This is a genomic window from Amycolatopsis sp. NPDC054798 (genome assembly GCF_053611505.1).
The window spans coordinates 1-19,917 of sequence record NZ_JBSHAM010000067.1; the positions used below are offsets into that span (position 1 = coordinate 1).

A 19,917-nucleotide genomic window follows, 5' to 3' on the forward strand; every position below is an offset into this window, starting at 1 on the left:
CGTGCCGTGCCGTGCCGTGCCGTGCCGTGCCGTGCCGTGCCGTGCCGTGCCGTGCCGTGCCGTGCCGTGCCGTGCCGTGCCGTGCCGTCAGAACAGCGGCCCGGGTGGGGCGTGAGAGGGCATGGCCTGGCGTGGGCCGCGGCACGGGCAAGGTGTGGTGAGAGGGCAGGAAACCTCCAAAGTGGACTCGTCGAAGAAGGCGGGAGCAGCTCAGAAGGGCGGGGCGTCGCCTGCAGTCACCGGAGCATCAGTGACCCAGCCGTTGCCAGAGAAGGGTTTCTGGCTGTCAGCTGACCGCGTGGCTTTGCTGACCTTCGCGGTGGCGTAGCGCAAGGACGGCCCCATTTCGTCGACTTGCAGCTCGACTACGGTTCGTCGTTCCCCCTCTCTCGTCTCGTACGAGCGTTGCCGGAGCCTGCCTTGGACAATCACCCGTGCACCGCGGGTGAGGCTTTCTGCGACGTTTTCCGCGGGGGATCTCCACAGACTGCAGCGGAGGAACAAAGGATCGCCGTCTTTGAATTCGTTCGTTTCGCGGTCCAGGAATCTGGGCGTGCTGGCGACGGTGAAGTTGGCTACCGCGGAACCGGACGGCGTGAAGGTGAGTTCCGGGTCGGCGGTGAGGTTTCCGATGACGGTCAGGACGGTTTCTCCGGCCATGGCGACGCTCCTCTGATCGGTGCGGGCCCGGGGGCGGGCGCCGCTTCGGGAATCAGGAGACCATCCGGGTACGACAGTTTCCGGGGATTCCCGGTCACTCCATCGGGTGGGACTGGGAAGCGTGCGAGCGGCGTGGTTCCCACCGTTCGGCTGTTGTCCGGAGAAGAGGAGGCGGGCAGCATGAACGGCATGGCCGGTGGGAAGTGGGGACGGGCGGCGGCGGTGGTCGCGGTCGTGGGGATTTCGGTGGCGGGGCAGGGGATGGCGGCTGCGGAAGCCGGAGCTGGGGCAGCGAGAAGCGGGGACGTCGCGGCACCCGGAGAAGCGGGGAGCGGGCAAGCCGCCAAACTCGGAGCGGCGAGGAGCGGAACAACGCTAGCCGAGGCCGGGGCGATGTCGGGAGGCAAGCCCGGCGATTGCTGCGGCGGGCCGTCGTCCTGGACAACGGGGGACAAATCCGCCCTCGGGACGGCCGCGGGAACTGCGAGCCCGCTGTGGTTCACCGTCGCCGGAGGCGTGGTGTCGGAAGTGTTCTACCCGCGTGCGGACGTGGCCAACATGCAGGACATGCAGTACATCGTCACCGACGGGAAGTCCTTTGTAGACCTTGAGCGCGACGCGACGGAGCATGTCGTTTCGATGCCGGACGAGAAGGCGCTCGAGTACACGGTCACGAACACCGCCAAGAACGGTCGTTACCGCATCACCACGACGTACGTTGCCGACGGAGTGCGGCCGACTCTGCTTGCCCGCACGCGGTTTCAGTCGCTGGACGGCGGTCAATACCAGGTTTACCTGCTGGCGAATCCGTCGATGGCGGGCGGCGCGGCGAACGACACGGCGGCCTGGGACGGGACTGGGCTGACGGCCAGCGGGACCGAAGATCTGTTCGGGGCCAGGACGACGGTGGCGTCGGCGTTGCGGGCCTCGACGGGGTTCGTCGCGCACGACAACGGATATTCCGGCGCCGCGAGCGATTGCCTGGTAGACTTGCGGGCACATCAAAGTCTTACGAATCACTTCGATTCCACCGATTCCGGCAACGTAGTCCAGTGTGGACAGATCCCGGTCGGGCAGGACACCACGTTCTCGGTCGCGCTCGGCTACGGGAGTGACGTCCGCGGCGCGGCGGCGGCCGCGGACGGGTCGCTGGCGAGCGGGTTCGGCAATCTTGAGCAGGCGTATCGGCGCGGTTGGGAGGAGTATGTCGGCAGCCTGAAGGCGGTGCCGCGCAGTGTGGCGGGCGACGAGCGGCAGCGGCGGGCGTATTACGTCGCGGTGATGGCGTTGCACGCGGCGGAGGACAAGACGCATCGCGGCGCGAGCGTCGCGGGGCTGGCCACGCCGTGGGGCGACGTCGTGAACGGCGACGTGCTCAACGACGGGTACCACCGCGTGTGGGGCCGGGATCTGTACCAGCAGGCGACCGGGCTGCTCGCGGCGGGCGACGCGGCGCAGGCGAAGCGGATGGCGCAGTTCCTGTGGTCGGCGCAGTGGATTTCCGCGCCCACGCAAGGCGACGGGACGACGTACCCGGCCGGTGCGTTCCCGCGGTACAGCCCGGTGAGCGGGGTCGAAGGCGCGACGCCGCAGCAGCTGGGCTGTTGCGAGCAGCTCGACCAGGACTCGGACGCGATCATTCTCGCCTGGACGACCGGACTGACCGACGCGGCGACGTATGCGCGGGTCAAGGTGACGGCCGAGCACATCCGCACGAGCGGGCCCGCGACGACCGAGCGGTGGGAAGAGCAGTACGGCCGGTCGCCGTCGTCGATCGCGGCGGAGGTGGCCGGGCTGGTGACGGCCGGGGCGATCGCGCGGGCGAACGGAGACCCGGCGGCGGCGCAGCAGTGGGAGTCCGCCGCGGACTCGTGGCGGGCGCAGCTCGACAGCTGGACGCGGACCAAAACCGGCTACTGGGGCGACCACACTTATTACGAGCGGATCGACAAGGGAACCGACCCGGACGACACGGGCCAGATCTGTTTCGACGAGGGGTGCTTCTACGAGCGCGACGTCGTCGACTTCGGGTTCCTCGACCTGGTCCGGCTCGGGCTTCGCGAACCGGCGGACCCGGCGGTCGCCGAGTCGCTGGCCCCGACCGCGGCCGCCCGCGACGGCAACGCGCCGATGCGGGTCACGACCCCGGACGGCGACGTCTACTTCCACCGCTACCCGCACGACAACTACGGCGAGAGCACCCCGACCTGCGCTGGCTGGCCGGCGAACGGACCGCAGCGGTTCGGGCGGCTGTGGCCGGTCCTGTCCGGCGAACGCGGCGAGTACGAACTGGCCAACGGGCGGCCGGCGGCGGTGTACGTGAAGTCGATGGCGGACGCGGCGAACGACGGCTACTTCATTCCCGAGCAGGTGTGGGATCGCGCCGACGTCGCGTGCTTCGGGCTGGGCCGTCCGACCGGGAGCGCGGCGCCGTTGATGTGGGCGGAAGGCCAGTACCTCCGGCTCGCGCAGAACATGGACGCGGGGAAGAACCTGGAGACTCCGGAGGTGGTCCGGCAGCGCTACGGCGGCTGAACCGCCCGTTCGCGACGACGGCCGCGACCAGGGCCAGCCCGAGCCCCACGCCGGTCAGCACGGTGAACGGCTCGCCGAACAGGACCGTGCCCCACACCGACGTGACCGGCGCGATCAGGAACATCAGGCTGTTCACCGCGGTCATGCCGATCCGTCCGACGAGCAGCCAGTACAACCCGTACCCGCCGAAGGTCGCCAGCACGATCAACCACGTCATGGCGAACCAGAAGTGCCCGGACGCGGGCGGCGCCGCGTTCCCGGTCGCCAGTGCGAGGCCGGTGAACACGACCGCTGAGGTGGCGCAGTGGACGGCCAGCGCGCGCAACGGGGGAGCAGGGACGCGAGCCCGGCGTTCGAGCACGGTCGAGGCGACGAGCCCGAGCATCCCGCCGAACGGGATCAGGTACGCCCAGGCCGGGGCGTGCGACGCGGCGTCGGACCAGCTGACCAGGACCACGCCGACGAGGCCCAGTCCGAGCCCGAGCCACTGCCGTCCGGTCGCGGCGACGCCGAGCAGCGGACCCGCGACCGCGGCGGCGACCAGCGGTTGCACGCCGTCGATGAGTGCCGTCGTGCCGGTGCTGACGCCCTCGCCGATGGCCCAGTAGACGGTCAGCAGATAACCCGACTGCGACAGCAGGCCGATCAGGACGTGCCTGCCCAGTTCGGGGGCGGGCAGGCGGCGCAGGAACGGGGCCAGCAGCAGCGCCAGCGGCAGGAAACGCCACATCAGCACGGTCGGCACCGCCGCGTCCGCCGCGCCGAGTTTCGCGCCGATGAACCCGGACGACCAGCAGGCGACGAACAGGATCGCCGCCCCTACTATACCGATCTGTTTACTCATGGCTCCGGACTATACAGATCGGTATACACTGGGGCCATGACGATCGACTGGACCCCGAAGGCGCACGCGGTGCTGACAGCCGCGTCGGAGCTGTTCTACGAGCGGGGGATCCACGCGGTCGGCGTCGACGTCATCGCCGCTCGCGCCGGGGTCACGAAGAAGACGCTCTACGACCGGTTCGGCTCGAAAGACCGGTTGGTCGTGGAGTATTTGTCCGCCCGGGACGCGCGCTGGCGCGAGTTTCTGGGCGAGTGGCTGGAGAAGGCCGGGATGGATCCGGGGGACCGGCTGGCGGCGGCGTTCGGCGCGTCCGAGGCGTGGGCGAAGAAATACGGCGGCAAGGGCTGCAGCATGATCAACGCGCACGCGGAGATCAGCGATCCCGCGCATCCGGCGTACGCGGTGGTGACCGAGAGCAAGCGGTGGATGCTCGGAGTCTTCGTCGAATTGGCTGAATCGGCGGGCGTTTCCGATCCGCACAAGGTGGCCGAACAGATCATGCTGCTGCACGAGGGTGCGGTCGTGATGGCGGGGATGCGGGTCGCGGAGAACGTCTTCGCGCGCGCGGCGGAAACGGCGGTGGGGCTGCTGGGCTGAGGCGTCAGCGGGTCGACCGGACCTTCTCGTAGTGCCGTGCGGCGCGCGCTCGGTTGCCGCAGGCCACGGAGCACCATTCGCGGCGCGGATGCGTCTTCATGAAGTAGAGCACGCAGCCCGGTGCGTAGCAGGCGCGCAGCTTCGCCGCCTCCGGGCCGCCGAGGAGTGCGATCGATTCTCGTGCCACGCGGGCTAATCCGGTGACGACCGGCGAAGTTCCGGGTGACGAACTCTCCTGCAATTTCCCGTCGACCAAGGTCAGCTGGGGGACGGGCAGGTGGGTCACGAGGTCGTTCAGGTCGCCGAGGGCGGTGTCCAGGTCGAGGATCGCGGGCTGCCGGTCGTCTGCGGTCGCCTGGGCGGCGAGGCGGCGGACGGCGTCGCGCAGCCGTCGTGCCAGCGCGAGCTCGGCGGCGGAGGACTGCCGCGGCCCTCGTTCGATGCCGACGTCGTCGAGCCAGGCATCGAGGTCTTCGCGGGTGCGGAGGTCGTCGTGGAGCCCGCTCGTGTCGGCCCAGACGGTCGCCATCAGGCGGACCGGCACGACCTCGTCCGGCAGCATCCCCATGGGCGAGACCGTATCACGGATGGAATGGGTTGCATCCGTGAGAAGCTGCTGCTAGAACTTCTCACGGAACATCACTGTTATATCCGTGAGAAAGGGAGGTGATCGCATGAGCCCGGCGATCCAGCGGGCCGAGTCCGGTTTCCACCCCGGCGAGCTGGCCGTCCAGCGCGAGGCGGGAGTCGAACGCCAGGCCGCCCGGTTGTCCCGGATGGCCGAACCCGCCGGGATTTCCGCGGGGATGGCGGGGTTTCTGGCCGAACGGACCTTCCTGGTCGTGACCGGACGCGCCGCGGACGGACGGCTGTGGACGTCGCCGGTCGCCGGCCCGCCGGGGTTCCTCGAAACCAGATCGGCCGCGACGCTCGCGATCCACGCCGCGATCCCGGACGGCGATCCGCTGCACGGGCTTCCTGCCGGGCAGCAGCTGGGACTCACGAGCGTCGAGTTCGCCACCCGTCGCCGAGTCCGGATCAACGGCAGCCTGGCGAGCGCCTCGGAAGACCACCTGGTTGTGGAAGTCGAGCAGGCCTTCGGCAACTGCCCGCAGTACATCCAGCAGCGCGTGCTCGCCCCGGAAACCGAATCCGCGCAACCAGTACGAAAGCGCACCGAACTAAGCCAGAGCGACACCGACCTGATCAGGCAATCGGACACGTTCTTCCTCGGCACGGTCAACCCCGGCCACGGCGCGGACGCCTCCCATCGCGGCGGCGCGCCCGGCTTTGTCCGGGTCGAGGGAAATTCCTTGTGGTGGCCCGATTATCCAGGCAACAACCTGTTCAACAGCCTCGGCAATCTCGCCGTGAACCCGGAAGCCGCGTTGCTCTTCTTCGACTTCGCCACCGGCCGGATCCTGCAGGTCTCCGGCGCCGCCGCGATCGAATGGGGCGAAGCGGGCCGCTCCGGCGACGACGGCTACACCGGCCGGATCGTCCGGTTCGAAGCGCAGCGCGTCGTTTCCGGCCGTCCGGTGGCGCGGCAGCTCGCCCACGCGCCGTATCCGCGCAATCCCCAGCTCCTCAAGTGAAAGGACCCTGTCATGACCGAATCGCGGCCCCCGTTCCCGCCGTTCGACCTGTCCGCCGCGCTGAAGAAGGTCCAGGCCGCCGAGGACGCCTGGAACACCCGGGATCCGGAGAAGGTCTCGCTCGCATACACGCCGGATTCCGTGTGGCGCAACCGCGATACGCACGTGGTCGGCCGCGCCGCCATTGTCGAGTTCCTCACCGCGAAATGGGAACGCGAGCAGGATTACGCGCTGCGCAAGGGACTGTGGGGATTCCGCGAGAACCGCATCGCGGTCCGGTTCCAGTACGAGAGCCGCGACGCCGACGGGCAATGGTGGCGCAGCTACGGCAACGAGCTGTGGGAATTCGCCGAGAACGGCCTGATGAGCCGGCGCGAAGCGTCTATCAACGACCGGCGCATCGAGGAAGCCGAGCGGCGCATCTTCGGGCCGCGGCCGGCGTCGGAGCACGGAGTCGACTTCCCGCTCTGGTGAATCAACAGCGGTAAATCAACTGCGGTGGAAAAGAACCCGGCCGGTCTCTTCCGGTGGTACCGGGAGAGACCGGCCGGGCCGGCGCCGCGTTCGCGGGGATGGGGGGAACGCGGGCTCCGCTCAGGCGCCGGTGCGCGCCTGCCGTTTGCGGGACACCAGCCGCCAGCCGACGGCGAGCACCACGACGATCGCCGGGATCGAGTAGAAAGCGATCTTCTCGGCTCCGTCCGAGAAGCCCATCAGCACCACGACCAGCACGAGGAATCCGAGCGTGGCCCAGCCGGTGTACGGCGCGCCGGGCATGCGGTAGCTGGGCCGCTCCAGTTCGCCGCGCAACGCCGCCTGGCGCATGCGCATCTGCGAGAACACCAGGGTCGCCCACGTCGCGACCACGCCGAGAGAGGCGATTGCGGTGGCGATGTCGAAGGCCTTCGACGGCACGATGTAGTTCAGGACCACGCCGAGCACGTAGGCCACCGACGTGAAGAGGATGCCGCCGTAGGGCACGTGCCGCGAGTTCATCTTGCCGACGAACTTCGGCGCTTCGCCCTCGTCGGCGAGCGCGCGGAGAATGCGGCCGGTGGAGTAAAGCCCCGAGTTGCACGAGGAAAGCGCGGCGGTGAGGACGACGGCGTTCATCACGTCGCCGATGCCGCCGATGCCCAGCCGCGAGAACACCGTGACGAACGGGCTTTCGCCGCCGTTGTAGAACGGCCACGGCAGCAGCATCGCCAGCAGCAGCACCGAACCGACGTAGAACACGCCGATCCGCCACACGACGCCGTTGATCGCCTTCGGCAGCACCTTGCGCGCGTCCTTGGTTTCGCCGGCCGCGATGCCGACGACCTCGATCGCGGAGTAGGCGAACACGACCGCCTGCAGCGTCATCAGCGCGATGCCGACGCCGGCCGGGAAGAACCCGCCGTGGCCGGTCAAGTTGTGCACGCCCGCGCTGGTGCCGCCGATGTTCGCGCCGGTGAAGACCAGCCCGAGCGCGGTCACCAGGAACACGACGATGGCGAGCACCTTCACGACGGAGAACCAGAACTCCAGTTCCCCGAACAGTTTCACGCTCAGCAGGTTGACCGCCATGAGCACGCCGAGCGCGATCAGCGCGGTGATCCACTGCGGCACGTCCGGCAGCCACTTGTGCACGTAGATCGCGACCGCGGTGATCTCCGCGATCCCGGTCATCGCCCAGTTCAGCCAGTACATCCAGCCGGACACGAACCCGGCCCACGGGCCGATGAACTCGCGGGCATACGTCACGAAACTGCCGGAGCTGGGCCGGTGCATGACGAGTTCGCCGAGCGCCCGCATCACGAAGTAGGCCGCGATGCCGCACAGCGCGTAGGAAAGAACCAGCGACGGTCCCGCTTCGTGGAGCCGCCCGCCCGCGCCGAGGAAGAGCCCGACCCCGATCGCCCCGCCGATCGCGATCATCTGCACCTGGCGATTGCCCAGTGCTTTCGTGTAGTTGTCGCCCTCTTTGGCGACCACTGTGGATTCCATGGTTGCGTGACGCTAGCGGTACCGGACCGGGTGACGCAGCACACCTAGGCTGGACTTAAGGTGTGCCGCAGATCACCGTGGAGGAACCGGGTGAATCGGGCAGAACCCGTTTGAAATCCGGAAAACCCGCTCGAGCTGCGCGGATGTCCACGGTGGACGGTCCCGCCGGAGACTTTCGGGCAGCCGGGGGCGGTCGACAGGGTAGCGGCGGCGGGGGAGCGCCCGCCAGGGCGAGGGGGCCGCCGGAACGGGCAGCGGCTGATCCACAGTGGACGGAAGTGTCCGGTGCACGGCGGGACGAAGCCCCCGCCACCCGGACCTGGCCCCCGCCCGGCGACTGAGCGACGCTGTCCGCCCCTGGGCCGGTTCACGGAGGAGACACGCCGGAACACTAAACTCCGCGCGGTGCCGACCCCAGATTCCGACACCACTGCACGCAAGCAAGCCGGCCATCGCTGGCTCATCATCGGGCTCGGGCTCCTTTCCGCGCTGACCGCGGTGCTGTTCATCGTCGCGCCGGTGAACACTGAGACGACGACCTACCGCTGGAACGGCGCGCAGGACACCGCGCTGCCGCTGTACCCGTACCACCCGGCCAGTCTGGAAGCGACCGTCCGGTGCGCTGACCCGGACGGCCTGTTGCTGGCGACCACCCCGCCGAGAGGAAAGCAGGGCGCGGAGCCCGTCGCCGGCGGGCTGGAGATCCGCGCAGTCGACGGCACAGTCAAAGCCGAACTCGGCGGCAAGGAACTGTTCCGCCGTCCAGCCGGCGGCGACTGCCGGCTGACGGTGCGCGCCGACGGCCAAGGCGCCACCGTCGGCACCGCCAGGACAACGGACAGGCCGATCGTCACCGGGCTGTACACCGAGCATCCGGGCACGGTGTCCGCGCAGATCGAACCGGACACCCGGTGGGTCAGCACGCCGGGCGCGCTCAAGATCGTGCTCGGCGTGGTGTCGTTGCTGGCGCTGCTCGGCATGATCGTGCTGCTGGTCCGGAGCGACCGGAAGGTCGCGCGACGGGTCCGGCTGCTTCCCCGGCGGGCGTGGGTGCCGCGGCCGGCGGACCTCGCCGTGACCGGGGTGCTCGCAGTCTGGTCCGTCGTCGGTGCGCTCACCGTGGACGACGGATACATCTCGACGATGCTGCGCGCTCGCGAGACGAGCGGCTTCACCGGCAATTACTTCCGCTGGTTCAACGCGCCGGAAGCGCCGTGGGGCTGGTTCTACGAGCTGTACGCGCTTCTCGGCCGCGTCTCGCCGGCCATGGTGTGGATGCGGTTGCCGTCGGTGCTGCTGGGGCTGGCGTCCTGGCTCTTGATCGACCGGCTGGTGCTGCCGCGCCTGGCCGGCCGGCCGACGCGGTGGACGCGCTGGGCGACGGCGGCGCTGTTTCTGGCCTGGTACCTGGCCTTCGACGTCGGGCTGCGGCCGGAGCCGTGGATCGTGTGCGGCTCGCTGGCGGTGTTCGCGCTGGTCGAGCGCGCTGTGGCGACCGGTGCGGTGACGCCGGTCGCGATCGGGCTGGTGGTCGCCGGGGCCACCGCGACGACGAACCCGCTCGGGATCGCGGCTTTCCTGCCGTTCGTCGCCGCGGTGCGTCCTCTTGTCCGTCTTGTGCGCAGGCGTACCGACCTGCGCCTGCTCGGCGCGATCGCGGTAGTCGTCGGCTCGGTGGGCAGCGCGCTGCTGACAGCGTTCTACGACCAGCCGCTGACCGCCGTACTGGAGTCGACCGCCGTCCGTCAGCAGATCGGCCCGGATCTGCCGTGGTACACCGAAATTTCCCGGTACACCACCCTGCTCGACCCGTCGGTGGTCGAGGGCGCGCTGAACCGCAGGGTGCCGGTGCTGCTGATGCTCCTGGCGATGGTGCTGACGGCCGGGCTGCTGATCTGGCGCCGTGCCCCGGGCCTGGCCGTCGGGCCCGCCCGCCGCATGGTCGTCGTCAGTGTCCTGTGCTTGGTCGTGCTGGCGTTCACGCCGACGAAATGGACGCACCACTTCGGTGCGCTGGCCGGGTTCGGCGCACTGGTGATCGCGATGCTGGTGCACACCGTCGCACGCGGAGCGCTGGCCTCGGTGTGGGCACGGGCGGGGACGCTGGGCTTGGTCGCGGCGACGACGTGGCTGGCCTGGTCCGCGCCGAACTGGTGGTGGATGCAGTCCGAATACGACGTCCGCTGGGGCAGGGACATCCCGACGGTGAAGGGCGTCCGGCTGGCAGATCTGGCCCTGGGGGCCGGGCTCGCCGTGGCTTTCGCCGGCGTGCTCGCGGGGGCTTGGCGGACCGCGAAGCGGCGGACCCCGGCAGGCCGGGCGCCGCGCTGGCTGCCGAGGTCCAGCTGGGTGATCGTCGCCGTGGCGGCCGCGACGGCTGCGGTCGAGGTGGCCGGGCAGGCGCAAGCGGTGCAGCTGCGGTGGAACACTTACTCCGTCGGCCGGTCGAACCTGGCTTCGCTCGGCCTCGCCGCGAGTGCCGGCTCTGCCGGAAACGCGTGTGGCGTCGAGGACTGGCTGGACGTCGAGCCGGACCTGGGCGCCGGGGTGCTCCGACCGTCCACGCCGGACTCGGCGGAAGGGTTCGCGGCGAACACCGCGTTCCCGCCGGATTCCCCGCCGCCCGCCCCGTACGGTTCCGGCCCGGAGCACCCGGCGTGGAGTTCCTACCGGTCGCCGTCCCGGACCGGCACGCTCACCACCGGGTGGTACGACCTGCCCGCCGACATCGCTTCGAAGGAGTCGGCACCGGTCGTGATTTCCCATGCCGGGAAGGGGAAAGTGCAGGTTTCGGTGGAGTTCGCGAAAGCGGACGGGACCGTCCTGGCGTCCGTGAAGGCCAAAGAGGACAACAGCGGGAAGTGGAGCGACGCGCGCTTCGACCCGCGCTGGCAGGCACCGGAAGCGCAACGGGTCCGGGTCGTCGCGCGGGACGAGGACCCCGGCGAGTCCGGCTGGGCCGCGGTCACCGCGCCCCGGATTCCGCGGCTGACCCCGCTGGCGAAGGAGATCCCGCCGGGCGAGCCGGTGACATTGGACTGGACCAACGCTTTCGTGGTGCCGTGCCGGACTCCGGCCGCCCTCTCGGACGGCATCGTGCAGCCGGTCCGCTACCGGTTCGCACCTGGGCACGACGCGCAGTCGCTGGTCGGGGTTTCCTACTCCGCGGACGCCGGCGGGCCGTACGTGCCGTTGTTCGCCGACGCCAAGGCCACCGAAGTGCCGACGTACCTGCGCGGCGACAAACTCCGCGAGCCGGTCGCGGTGTACCGGTTCGACTACCCGGTCGCGATGCGGGGACTGACCGTCGAGCACGGCACCCGGTCGACGTCCGGGCTGGCGGAACAGACGCCCGTGCTCGACGCGACACACGGAGTCAGCAAGTAGGCCGGACCGGAGAAGGCGGCGGATGCGGAGAAAGACGGGCGTCCGCCGCCTGGCACGGGGGGCGGCGGCGCAGGCGAAATGGCTCTCGGCGGAGGCGTCCGTCAGTCCCTCGGTGCGAGGCCGCGCGGGGACACGGCTCGGCCAGGCGACGGGTCGGACGCGATCGCCGGGCGCCCGGCCCGGTCGAAGGTCAACTTTCGCCGGGCCGGTCCCGGGTTCGCGGGCTCGGTGTCGTATTCTCGGCGACGGCCGGAAGGCAGCACGGCGAAATCGAAGGCGAATCGCACAGTTCGGACTTTGACACGCGACCGGCGGCCCCAGTCTTCAGCATAGATACAGTCCCCAGCGGCGTCCGAAGTGTTCTTCACGAGATTGGGTGGTCTTCCCGGTGAGTCTGCTTGTGTACCTGTTGGTGGGCTTGGCCGTGCTTGCCGTGCCGGGGCTGCTGGTGCAACTCGCCGCGGGCATCCGGGACAAGCTGTGGCTGGCCGCGCTGACCGCGCCGGTCAGCATCGGCGTCTACGGCCTCGCCGGTCTCGCGTCCGGCATTCCCGGGCTGTCCTACGGGGTTCCGCTCGCGCTCGCGGTGACCCTGCTGCTGTCCGCGATCGTCTTCGGGATCTCGTGGTTCCGCCGCGGCCGCACCGAGCCCGCCCCGATCGAGGAGCCGGACACCTCCCTGCTGCCCGCGCTGACCGGCCGCTGGCTCCTGGCCGCCAAGATCGGCGCCGCGGTGCTGGTGCTGGCCGGGATCGCGCTCGCCGTGCAGCAGTGGCGCGGCGGCCTCGGCAACTGGGACACCTACCCGCAGGAACACGACACGATCGTCCACATGGTGCTGGTCGCCTACATCGGCGACACCGGCCGGGCCGCGCCGTGGGAACTCCTGCCGATCGACCTGCTCACCGGGCACCCGGTGTCCTTCTACCCGGCCGGGCTGCCGCTGCCTGCCGCGTTGTCGTCCGTGCTGGCCGGCGGGCCGATCGTCGGCTTCAACGTGGTGACCGCCCTGCTCACCGGCCCGGCCTTCGTGCTCGGCTCGGCGGCGCTCGCGGCCGCGGTGTTCCGCAGGCTCCGCGCCGGTTCCGGCTGGACCGCCCTCGCCGGCGGGGCGGCCGGGCTGATCGCGGCCGGGCTGTTCCGGCCGGGCGTGGAGCTGCTGCACGACGGCGGGATCGCGCCGAACGCGGCCGCGATGAGCATGGCTCCCGGCCTGATCGCCGGGTTGATCACGGTCGGCGGGCTCCCCGGCTGGGGGCCGGGCTCGCGCTGGCTGCGGGCGATCGTGCTGGGCATCGCGGTGGCCGGGGTGTTCTCGGTCCATCCGAGCGCGGCCGCGACCGTCGGTCTCAGCGTGGTGGTGTTCTGGCTGGTCGAGGCGTGCACCAAGCGGGGCCGGGAGATCCTGCGCGGGCAATGGCCGGTGCTGCTGGTCGCGGGGCTGGTCGCCGCGATCGCGTCGGTGGGGACCCTGCAAGGTTCGGCGAGCCAGGCCACCCGAACCGGAACGTGGTCGCCGGACATCCCGCCGGGCCAGTTCGGCGAGGCCCTGCTGAGCAACCTGAAACTCGGCTACGGCGGTTATTTCGACCCGCACGGCATCTACGCCCAGCTCAGCGCGGGCCTGCTCGCCCTGGCCGGGGTGGTGGTCGTCCTGGTGCTGCGGCGCTCCTGGGGCATTGCCGCGATGTGGCTGTTCTGGCTGGCGATCGTCGTCGATTTCAAGGTGCACCCGCGGTCGGGCATCGGCTCGATGGTCGGTTCCCCGTTCTACAAGTCGTATGTGCGCATTCAGGCGCATATTTCCCTGTTCATTCCGGTGCTGGCGGCTATCGCGGTCGTATTCGTGACAGTCGGGATCGTCCGCCTGTTCGGGAAGCTGAAGAACCCGGCGGTGTTCGGGTACGCCCGGCGGTTCGCCGGCCCGGTTTCCGTGGTGCTGGCCGGGGTGGTGCTGGCCGGATACGTGGTCTACGCCTCGATTCCCTACGAACACCGCAATGCCGAGGTGCTCGCCAGCCGTTACGCGAAGCCGGAGTTCACCCGGGTCAACGACGACGACAAGCGGGCGGCGAAATTCGTCGCGGATCACATCCAGCCCGGCGAGCGGATGATGAACAGCGCCAACGACGGGTCGACCTACGCTTATGTCGCGGACCAGGTGCCGGTGGTGAACGTGGTCACCCTCGGCACGGTCGCCGAACCGGAGACCTACGAACTGCTGCGCGCGTTCCGGAACTATCCGACCGACCCGCGTATCCGCAAAATGGTGTTGTCGCTGAACATCGGCTACGTCTACGTGGACAGCCAGGCGCCCGGAATGGGCGCGGGGCCCGGTTCGCCGAACAGCTGGTACACCGCGCCGGTGTTCGAGCTGGCTCCGGGATTGCGGAACCTGGAAGGTCTTCCCGGGATTTCGGTGGCGTTCCGGTCGGGCACGGTGACGGTGTACAAACTGGACCGCGCGGCAGTGGCCGCGTTGCCCAACTGAGCGAACCCGGCGGTCCGGACCACTCGGCGGCCGAGGGCGCCAGGCAGTTCACCCTTGTGCCGTTCGGACGCTGACGCACCGGGCGTTTTCCGGATACGGTCGGTTCCATGGCGAAGGGCGAGGCCGTCGAACTCGAGGTGGGGGACCGGACGGTCCGGGTGTCCAACCCGGACCGGGTCTACTTCCCGGCGCGCGGCGAGACGAAGCTCGATCTCGTCCGCTACTACCTCGCGGTGGGCGACGGGATCGTGCGCGCGCTGCGGGAACGGCCGTGCATGCTGCACCGGTTCCCGTCCGGCGTGACCGGGGAGAAGGTGCACCAGAAGCGGGTGCCGAACGGCGCGCCGCCGTGGCTGGAGACAGTGCGGGTGCAGTTCCCGCGCTACCACCGCCACGCCGACGAGCTGTGCGTGACCGAGCTGGCGCATGTCGCCTGGGCGGTGCAGATGTCCACTGTGGAGTTTCATCCGTGGAACTCTCGCAAGGCGGACACCGAGCGGCCGGACGAATGGCGGATCGACCTCGACCCGATGCCGGACTGCGACTTCGGCACGGTGCGCCGGGTCGCGCACGTCGCCGAGGAAATCCTGGCCGAGCTGGGCATCCGCGGCTGGCCGAAGACGTCCGGCGGCAGCGGGATGCACATCTACGTCCGGATCGAGCCGCGGTGGGGGTTCGCGGACGTCCGCCGGGCGGCGCTGGCGTTCGCGCACGAGGTCGAACGGCGGGCTCCGGACGACGTCACCACGACCTGGTGGCGCAAGGACCGCGACCCCAAGAAGCTGTTCGTGGACTACAACCAGAACGCCAGGGACCACACGATCGCCAGCGCCTATTCGGTGCGCGGCGTGCCGGAGGCGCTGGTGTCGACGCCGATCCGCTGGGACGAGGTCGACGACGTCGACCCGCGCGACTGCACGATCGCGACCGTGCCCGCCCGGTTCGCCGAACTCGGCGACCTGCACGCGGGGATCGACGACGTGGCGTATTCGCTCGAGCCGTTGCTGGAGTGGGCCGATCGGGACGGGTTGGAGGCAGAGGACTCCTGAGCGAAGTCAATCGGGCGCCTGGCGTCATGGGGGAGCCCCCGCCGCGTCTCCCCGGGGACGGAGCGGAGGAGAGCACGATGGACAGTGCTGGGCAGAGCGATCCGCTCGCCGTGCTCTACCGCCTGCACCACCAGCTGCGCGTGCTGTCGCCGGTGCTGACCGTCGCGCCCGGGCGGCCGGAAACGAAAGTGATGCTCGACGGGCTCGCCGAGACCGTTTCCGAAGCGGCGGGGCTGCTCGCGACCGCGGAACCGGCCGCGCTGGCCGCCTTGCGGCAGGCGTTCGACCACGCCCGGGCGGGCCGGGGCAACGAGGCGACGTCGGAGCTGATCACCGCGTACGGACGGCTGTCGGTGCTGCTGCGCAAGGACACGCCGCGCCGGGACTGCGCGAACGAGCCGACCGTGCGGTGGCGTTCGAAGTTTTGACCCGCGAGGCGCCCGGCGTGCCAGGATGGCGGGCGAGAGCCGGCTGAGCCCGGGTGGCGCGAAAGCGGGAGGACCACGTGGCCGACATCCTCGTCACCGGCGGGACCGGACAGCTGGGCCGGGTGGTCGTGGAACGGCTCCGCGCCGCCGAGGTGCCGGTGCGCGCGCTGAGCCGTCGCCGGTGCGCGAGCGAAGGCGTCGAGTGGACGTCCGGCGACCTGCGCACGGGGCGGGGCATCGACGTCGCGGTCGCCGGGGTCGGCACCGTGCTCCATTGCGCGACGGACTACCGCCGGGAGGTCGAAACGGTCCGCACGCTCGTCGAGGCCGCTCGGTGGAGCGGGCAGGCGCCGCATCTGGTGTACGTCTCGATCGTCGGCGTGGACAAGATCCCGCTGGGGTACTACCGCGCGAAGCTGGCCGCGGAGAAGCTGATCGCGGGCTCCGGGCTGCCGCACACCATTCTGCGCGCGACGCAGTTCCACGCGCTGGTGCGGTCGATCCTCGCCGGCGCCGCCCGGCTGCCGGTGGTGCCGGTGCCGAAGTTCCGGTTCCAGCCGGTCGACGTGCGCGACGTCGCGGCGCGGCTCGTCGACCTGGCCCAGGGTGAACCGCAGAGCCGGGTCGCGGATTTCGGCGGGCCGGAGGTGCGGACGGCCGCCGAACTGGCGCGTGCCCTGCTCGCCGCGACCGGAAAGGCCAAACGGCTCGTTTCGGTGCCGGTGCCGGGGCGGATCGCGCGGGGATACGCGGCGGGCGCGAATCTGGCTCCGGAGCACGCCGACGGCGTGGTCACCTTCGAGCAGTATCTGGCGGAGCAGGGCAAGCCAGCCGGGCTGCGGTACCGCTGAGGGTTACGCGGCCTTGGCGCGACGGCGGACGGTGCGCTCCAGGATGCCGAGGGTCGCCTTGAGGGCGGATTCCGGGACCACCGGGAAGGTCAGCCGCTCCTTCCATTCCTCGGTGAGTTCCGACCAGTCGTAGTAGGACGTGACGCGGGTGCCGTCCTCGACAGGTTCCAGCCGGTAGCCGTAGATGTGGCGGACGTGCGGGCGGAGGCTGCCCTCGACGGTCCAGGCGATCTCCTCGTCCGGGACGAGCTTCGTGATGACCACCTCGACGTCGTACTTGCCCAGGGGCCGGTCGCCGAGCGCTTCCCGGTCCATGTGGACGACGAACCGGTCTCCGGCCTGCGTGACCGGCTCTCCTTCGGCGTCCATGAGCATTCCGGACGCGTCGATGTCTACGTGGCCCTGCGGGTCGGCCAGCACGGCGAAGACGGCGCTGGCGGGAGCCGGAACGAGCCGGGAGACCTCGATGCGGTCAGTGTCGGTCATGCGGTGCTCTCCTGGGGTCTCGCGGGTATTTATCATCGACCATAGCAGAAATAATCGATGATTAGCACGGTGCTGGCGATCAACCTACTGCTGGCGATCAACTCTGGACGAAGAAGTGCCAGCCGACCCACCACCAGGCCAGCACGAGCGCGATCCGGGTGGACCGCTTGCGCATCAGCGCGGCGAGGACTTTCGTCAGCGGCGGGATTTTCTTCGGGAACAGATGGCTGCCCAGCCACAGCAAGAGGGCGGCGGCCACGATCGTGCCGAAGCCGATTTCGGTGATCAGCCTGCTGCTCACGCCGTTCTCCTCGCCGCGGCGGCCGCGCGCAGCATCGCCAGCCCGGCGGCGACCCAGACGCCGAGCACAAGGGCTTGCACGACACGGTTGTCGAGCATCGGGTCGACGAGGTCGCTCATCGTCGGATGCGTGAGCGACAGTCCACCCTCGGCCTGTTCGTAGACGAACGAGACGAGTTCCCAGAGGCACCAGGAAATCGCGAGGGCGACCCACAGCCAGCCGCGGCGCGGGACCGGTTGCGACGGGAGCGAGGGGTCCCGCCATTCCAGGACCAGCGCGCCGATCCCGATCGCGGCGACGGCGAGGAACATCGGCACGGTCTGGCGGCCGAAGACCAAGGCGACCAGCGCGACGGCGGCGACCAGCGAGGTGCCGGGCAGCCGGGCCGACGGCACGAGGAGGGCGTCCGCGGCGGTGCTGTGCCGTTCGGTGAAGACCAGCAGGATCGCGGCGGCGAAGAAGATCACGCCGTCGGCGGGGGCACTGCGGATCCAGTGCGCGAGGGAAGCGATGAGGAGGGCGGCGATCGGGAGATCGACGGCCAGCCGGTGCGCCGGGTAGTCCGCCGCGTGCCGTTCGGGAGTAGCCATGCGACGCACCCCATTCCGTGCCAGTCCTGCTTGGGAGACAACACGAAAGAGGGCGTCCGGCTTCCCGGACGGGCGATCTTTCCGGGAGAACGGTCAGATCGGGCGGGCTTCGGCGGGGCTGACCGGGGGTTCGGCGGGAAGGCCGTGGAGGACGGCGGCGAGGATTTCCGCGCCGCGCACCACGCGGGGTCCGGGGCGGTTGAAGTACGCCGGGCCGTCGAGGAGCCACACCCGGCCGTTCCGCACCGCGGGCAGGTCCGCCCAGCCTGGCCGGGAAGTGAGGACGTCCAGTTCGGCTTCGGTGCGGTCCGGGGAGAAGCCGCAGGGGAGGACGAGCAGGACGTCCGGGCGGGCGGCGACCACGGCGTCCCACGTCATCGGTTTGGTGTGCTCGCCCGGTTCGGCGAGCAGCGGCGTGCCGCCTGCGGCCGAGATCTGCTCGGGCACCCAATGCCCGGCCGGCCAGAGCGGGTCGAGCCATTCCAGCGCGACCACCCGGGGCCGCGGACGTCCGGCGACCTGGCCGCGGACGGCGGCGAGCCGTGCGCGGAGTTCGGCTGCCCGGGCGGCGGCAACGTCCGGTACGCCGAGCGCGTCGCCGAGGGTCGTCAGGCAATCGAGGACTTCGTCGAGGGTGCGAGGTTCGAGGCTGAGCACGCGTGGTCCGGCGTCCAGCATCCGCACTGCCGCCGCGACGCGGGTGTAGGACACCGCGCAGACCTCGCACAGGTCTTGCGTGAGCACGAGGTCCGGCGCGAGTGCCGCCAGCTGGCCGACGTCGACCGAGTACAGCGACGAGCCTTGGTGGGACGCGCCGACCGCAGTGGAGATTTCGCGGCTGGTCAGGGTGTCGGAGTCGAGGTCGGCAGCGGTGACCACCGGCACGGACGCGATCTCGGCGGGCCAGTCGCATTCGTGGGTGCGGCCGACGAGATCGCCCGCCTTGCCGAGGGCGGCGACCAGGTCGGTGGCGGCGGGCAGCAGGGACACGATCCGCATGCGTCCACGGTAGGTCAGGCAGCTTCGTGCAGCGCCGCCAGCAGCGAAGAAGCCCGGTGGTCGACGTCTTCGGCTTGGAGTTCGTTCGTGACAAAAGAGAACGACAAACCCCGCGTCGGCCACGTGCCGTGCCGTCCGCCGCCCGCGCCGGAGTGGCCGAACGCGGCCGGGTCGGCGTCGGCGGGGCCGTAGGTGCCGATCGGGTCGGCCAGTTCGAAGCCGAGGCCGAAGCGCAGCGGACGGTCGTTGATCGCGTCGATGCCCTCGGACCAGGTGCGCGTCGCCTGGGCGAGGATCTCGTCCGGCACGAGTTTGCCCGCGCGCAGGAGGTCGTAGAGCCGAGCCATGGCGGTCGCGGTGCCGACGGCGCCGCCCGCGGCGAGCGCCGCGCCGCGGTACTCCGGCGAGTTCATCGAGTCGCCCGAATCGAGCAGGCCGCGATACATCCGCTCGACGATCCGGCGGCGTTCCTCGTCCTGCAGGAACGTGCTGATCCGGTACCCGGGCGCGCGCCGCAGGGTCGCGACCGGGATCGTCGGCGGGGTGCCGAGCCGCAGGTCGAGGCCGTGCGGTCCGGCGAGGAGGTCGCGGACGAGTGCGCCCAGATCCTTGCCGGTGACGCGCCGGGCGAGTTCGGTGGCGAGGTAGCCGTAGGTGAGCGCGTGGTACGCGACCTTCGTGCCGGGAGTCCACAATGGACGCTGCGCGGCGAGCGCGGCCGCGTTCGCCGCGTTGTCCAGCATCGGGAGGTCGGGCTCCACGTAGGGCAGTCCGACGGTGTGCGACAACAGCTGCGAAACCGGCACGGTTTCCTTGCCCGATGCGGCGAACTCCGGCCAGTAGCGGGCGACGCGTTCGCCCGGATCCAGCTTTTCCTGTGCGGTCAGCATCGCCAGCACGGTTGCGACCACGCCTTTCGTGCCGCTGAACAACACGGCCCGGGTGTCCTCGGTCCACGGCACGCCGTCCGCCGCCGAACCGCCCCACAGCTCCACCACCGGCGCGCCGTCGCGGAACACGCTGAACGCGGCTCCACCGGTGGTCGCCTCGATGATGTCGCCGAACACTTCCCGAACGCCCTCGTAGCCGGGCTCTACTGCACCGTGAACGGTCATGAT

At 70.3% G+C, this 19,917-nt stretch carries 17 protein-coding genes and 1 pseudogene; 9 read left to right on the plus strand and 9 right to left on the minus strand.

Annotated elements, in window-relative coordinates; translation table 11 throughout:
• Window positions 1-210 precede the first annotated feature (210 nt).
• Window positions 211-660 (minus strand): single-stranded DNA-binding protein, encoded by a 450-nt coding sequence (locus ACWGIC_RS32205; RefSeq protein ID WP_452079662.1) that lies wholly within the window; start codon window positions 658-660, stop codon window positions 211-213.
• 153 nt (window positions 661-813) lie between these two features.
• On the opposite strand from ACWGIC_RS32205, the gene ACWGIC_RS32210 reads away from it, so the two are divergent.
• Complete coding sequence (locus ACWGIC_RS32210) at window positions 814-3,195, plus strand: glycoside hydrolase family 15 protein (protein ID WP_452079663.1); 2,382 nt, start codon at window positions 814-816, stop codon at window positions 3,193-3,195.
• 454 nt (window positions 3,196-3,649) lie between these two features.
• Here ACWGIC_RS32210 and ACWGIC_RS32215 read toward each other — a convergent pair.
• Window positions 3,650-4,039: pseudogene (locus tag ACWGIC_RS32215) on the minus strand (EamA family transporter); the annotation flags it as partial.
• Window positions 4,040-4,075: 36 nt separating this feature from the next.
• Between ACWGIC_RS32215 and ACWGIC_RS32220 the strand changes: the two are divergent.
• A complete protein-coding gene (locus ACWGIC_RS32220) occupies window positions 4,076-4,636 on the plus strand; it encodes a TetR/AcrR family transcriptional regulator (RefSeq protein ID WP_452079664.1) in 561 nt (186 codons plus the stop codon).
• Window positions 4,637-4,640: 4 nt separating this feature from the next.
• Here the strand turns inward: ACWGIC_RS32220 and ACWGIC_RS32225 are convergent, their stop codons facing one another.
• Window positions 4,641-5,204 (minus strand): CGNR zinc finger domain-containing protein, encoded by a 564-nt coding sequence (locus ACWGIC_RS32225; protein ID WP_452079665.1) that lies wholly within the window; start codon window positions 5,202-5,204, stop codon window positions 4,641-4,643.
• A gap of 106 nt (window positions 5,205-5,310) precedes the next feature.
• Between ACWGIC_RS32225 and ACWGIC_RS32230 the strand changes: the two genes are divergently transcribed.
• Both ACWGIC_RS32230 and ACWGIC_RS32235 read left to right on the plus strand, forming a co-directional pair.
• On the plus strand, window positions 5,311-6,231 hold the full coding sequence (locus tag ACWGIC_RS32230) for a pyridoxamine 5'-phosphate oxidase family protein (protein ID WP_452079666.1): 921 nt from the start codon (window positions 5,311-5,313) through the stop codon (window positions 6,229-6,231).
• Window positions 6,232-6,243: 12 nt separating this feature from the next.
• Window positions 6,244-6,705 (plus strand): nuclear transport factor 2 family protein, encoded by a 462-nt coding sequence (locus ACWGIC_RS32235; protein WP_452079667.1) that lies wholly within the window; start codon window positions 6,244-6,246, stop codon window positions 6,703-6,705.
• A 120-nt stretch (window positions 6,706-6,825) separates the two neighbouring features.
• Here the strand turns inward: ACWGIC_RS32235 and ACWGIC_RS32240 are convergent, their stop codons facing one another.
• Window positions 6,826-8,217, minus strand: a complete 1,392-nt coding sequence (locus ACWGIC_RS32240) for an amino acid permease (RefSeq protein ID WP_452079668.1) — start codon at window positions 8,215-8,217, stop codon at window positions 6,826-6,828.
• A 405-nt stretch (window positions 8,218-8,622) separates the two neighbouring features.
• Between ACWGIC_RS32240 and ACWGIC_RS32245 the strand changes: the two genes are divergently transcribed.
• From ACWGIC_RS32245 to ACWGIC_RS32265, 5 genes are all read left to right on the plus strand, one after another.
• The gene (locus ACWGIC_RS32245) at window positions 8,623-11,604 is read left to right on the plus strand and encodes an arabinosyltransferase domain-containing protein (protein ID WP_452079669.1); all 2,982 of its coding nucleotides are present in this window, start codon (window positions 8,623-8,625) and stop codon (window positions 11,602-11,604) included.
• 388 nt (window positions 11,605-11,992) lie between these two features.
• Window positions 11,993-14,095 carry a DUF6541 family protein gene (locus tag ACWGIC_RS32250; RefSeq protein WP_452079670.1) on the plus strand — a complete coding sequence of 701 codons (2,103 nt, stop codon included), beginning with the start codon at window positions 11,993-11,995 and terminating at the stop codon, window positions 14,093-14,095.
• Window positions 14,096-14,202: 107 nt separating this feature from the next.
• Window positions 14,203-15,144 (plus strand): non-homologous end-joining DNA ligase, encoded by a 942-nt coding sequence (gene ligD / locus ACWGIC_RS32255; RefSeq protein ID WP_452079671.1) that lies wholly within the window; start codon window positions 14,203-14,205, stop codon window positions 15,142-15,144.
• A gap of 77 nt (window positions 15,145-15,221) precedes the next feature.
• On the plus strand, window positions 15,222-15,572 hold the full coding sequence (locus tag ACWGIC_RS32260) for a hypothetical protein (protein ID WP_452079672.1): 351 nt from the start codon (window positions 15,222-15,224) through the stop codon (window positions 15,570-15,572).
• Between the two features lie 77 nt (window positions 15,573-15,649).
• Entirely contained in the window at window positions 15,650-16,423 is a 774-nt protein-coding gene (locus ACWGIC_RS32265) for an SDR family oxidoreductase (protein ID WP_452079673.1), read from the plus strand.
• Between the two features lie 3 nt (window positions 16,424-16,426).
• Here ACWGIC_RS32265 and ACWGIC_RS32270 read toward each other — a convergent pair whose 3' ends face one another.
• From ACWGIC_RS32270 to ACWGIC_RS32290, 5 genes are all read right to left on the minus strand, one after another.
• Window positions 16,427-16,909, minus strand: coding sequence for an SRPBCC family protein (locus ACWGIC_RS32270; RefSeq protein ID WP_452079674.1), 483 nt, complete (start codon window positions 16,907-16,909; stop codon window positions 16,427-16,429).
• A 97-nt stretch (window positions 16,910-17,006) separates the two neighbouring features.
• Window positions 17,007-17,210, minus strand: a complete 204-nt coding sequence (locus ACWGIC_RS32275; RefSeq protein WP_452079675.1) for a DUF6186 family protein — start codon at window positions 17,208-17,210, stop codon at window positions 17,007-17,009.
• Complete coding sequence (locus ACWGIC_RS32280) at window positions 17,207-17,800, minus strand: hypothetical protein (RefSeq protein ID WP_452079676.1); 594 nt, start codon at window positions 17,798-17,800, stop codon at window positions 17,207-17,209. Before ACWGIC_RS32280 ends, ACWGIC_RS32275 begins: the two co-directional genes overlap by 4 nt.
• Before the next feature lie 93 nt (window positions 17,801-17,893).
• Window positions 17,894-18,799 (minus strand): cobalamin-binding protein, encoded by a 906-nt coding sequence (locus ACWGIC_RS32285; RefSeq protein ID WP_452079677.1) that lies wholly within the window; start codon window positions 18,797-18,799, stop codon window positions 17,894-17,896.
• 14 nt (window positions 18,800-18,813) lie between these two features.
• Window positions 18,814-19,914: a serine hydrolase domain-containing protein gene (locus ACWGIC_RS32290; protein WP_452079678.1), complete on the minus strand. Its 1,101-nt coding sequence runs from the start codon at window positions 19,912-19,914 to the stop codon at window positions 18,814-18,816.
• Window positions 19,915-19,917 lie beyond the last annotated feature (3 nt).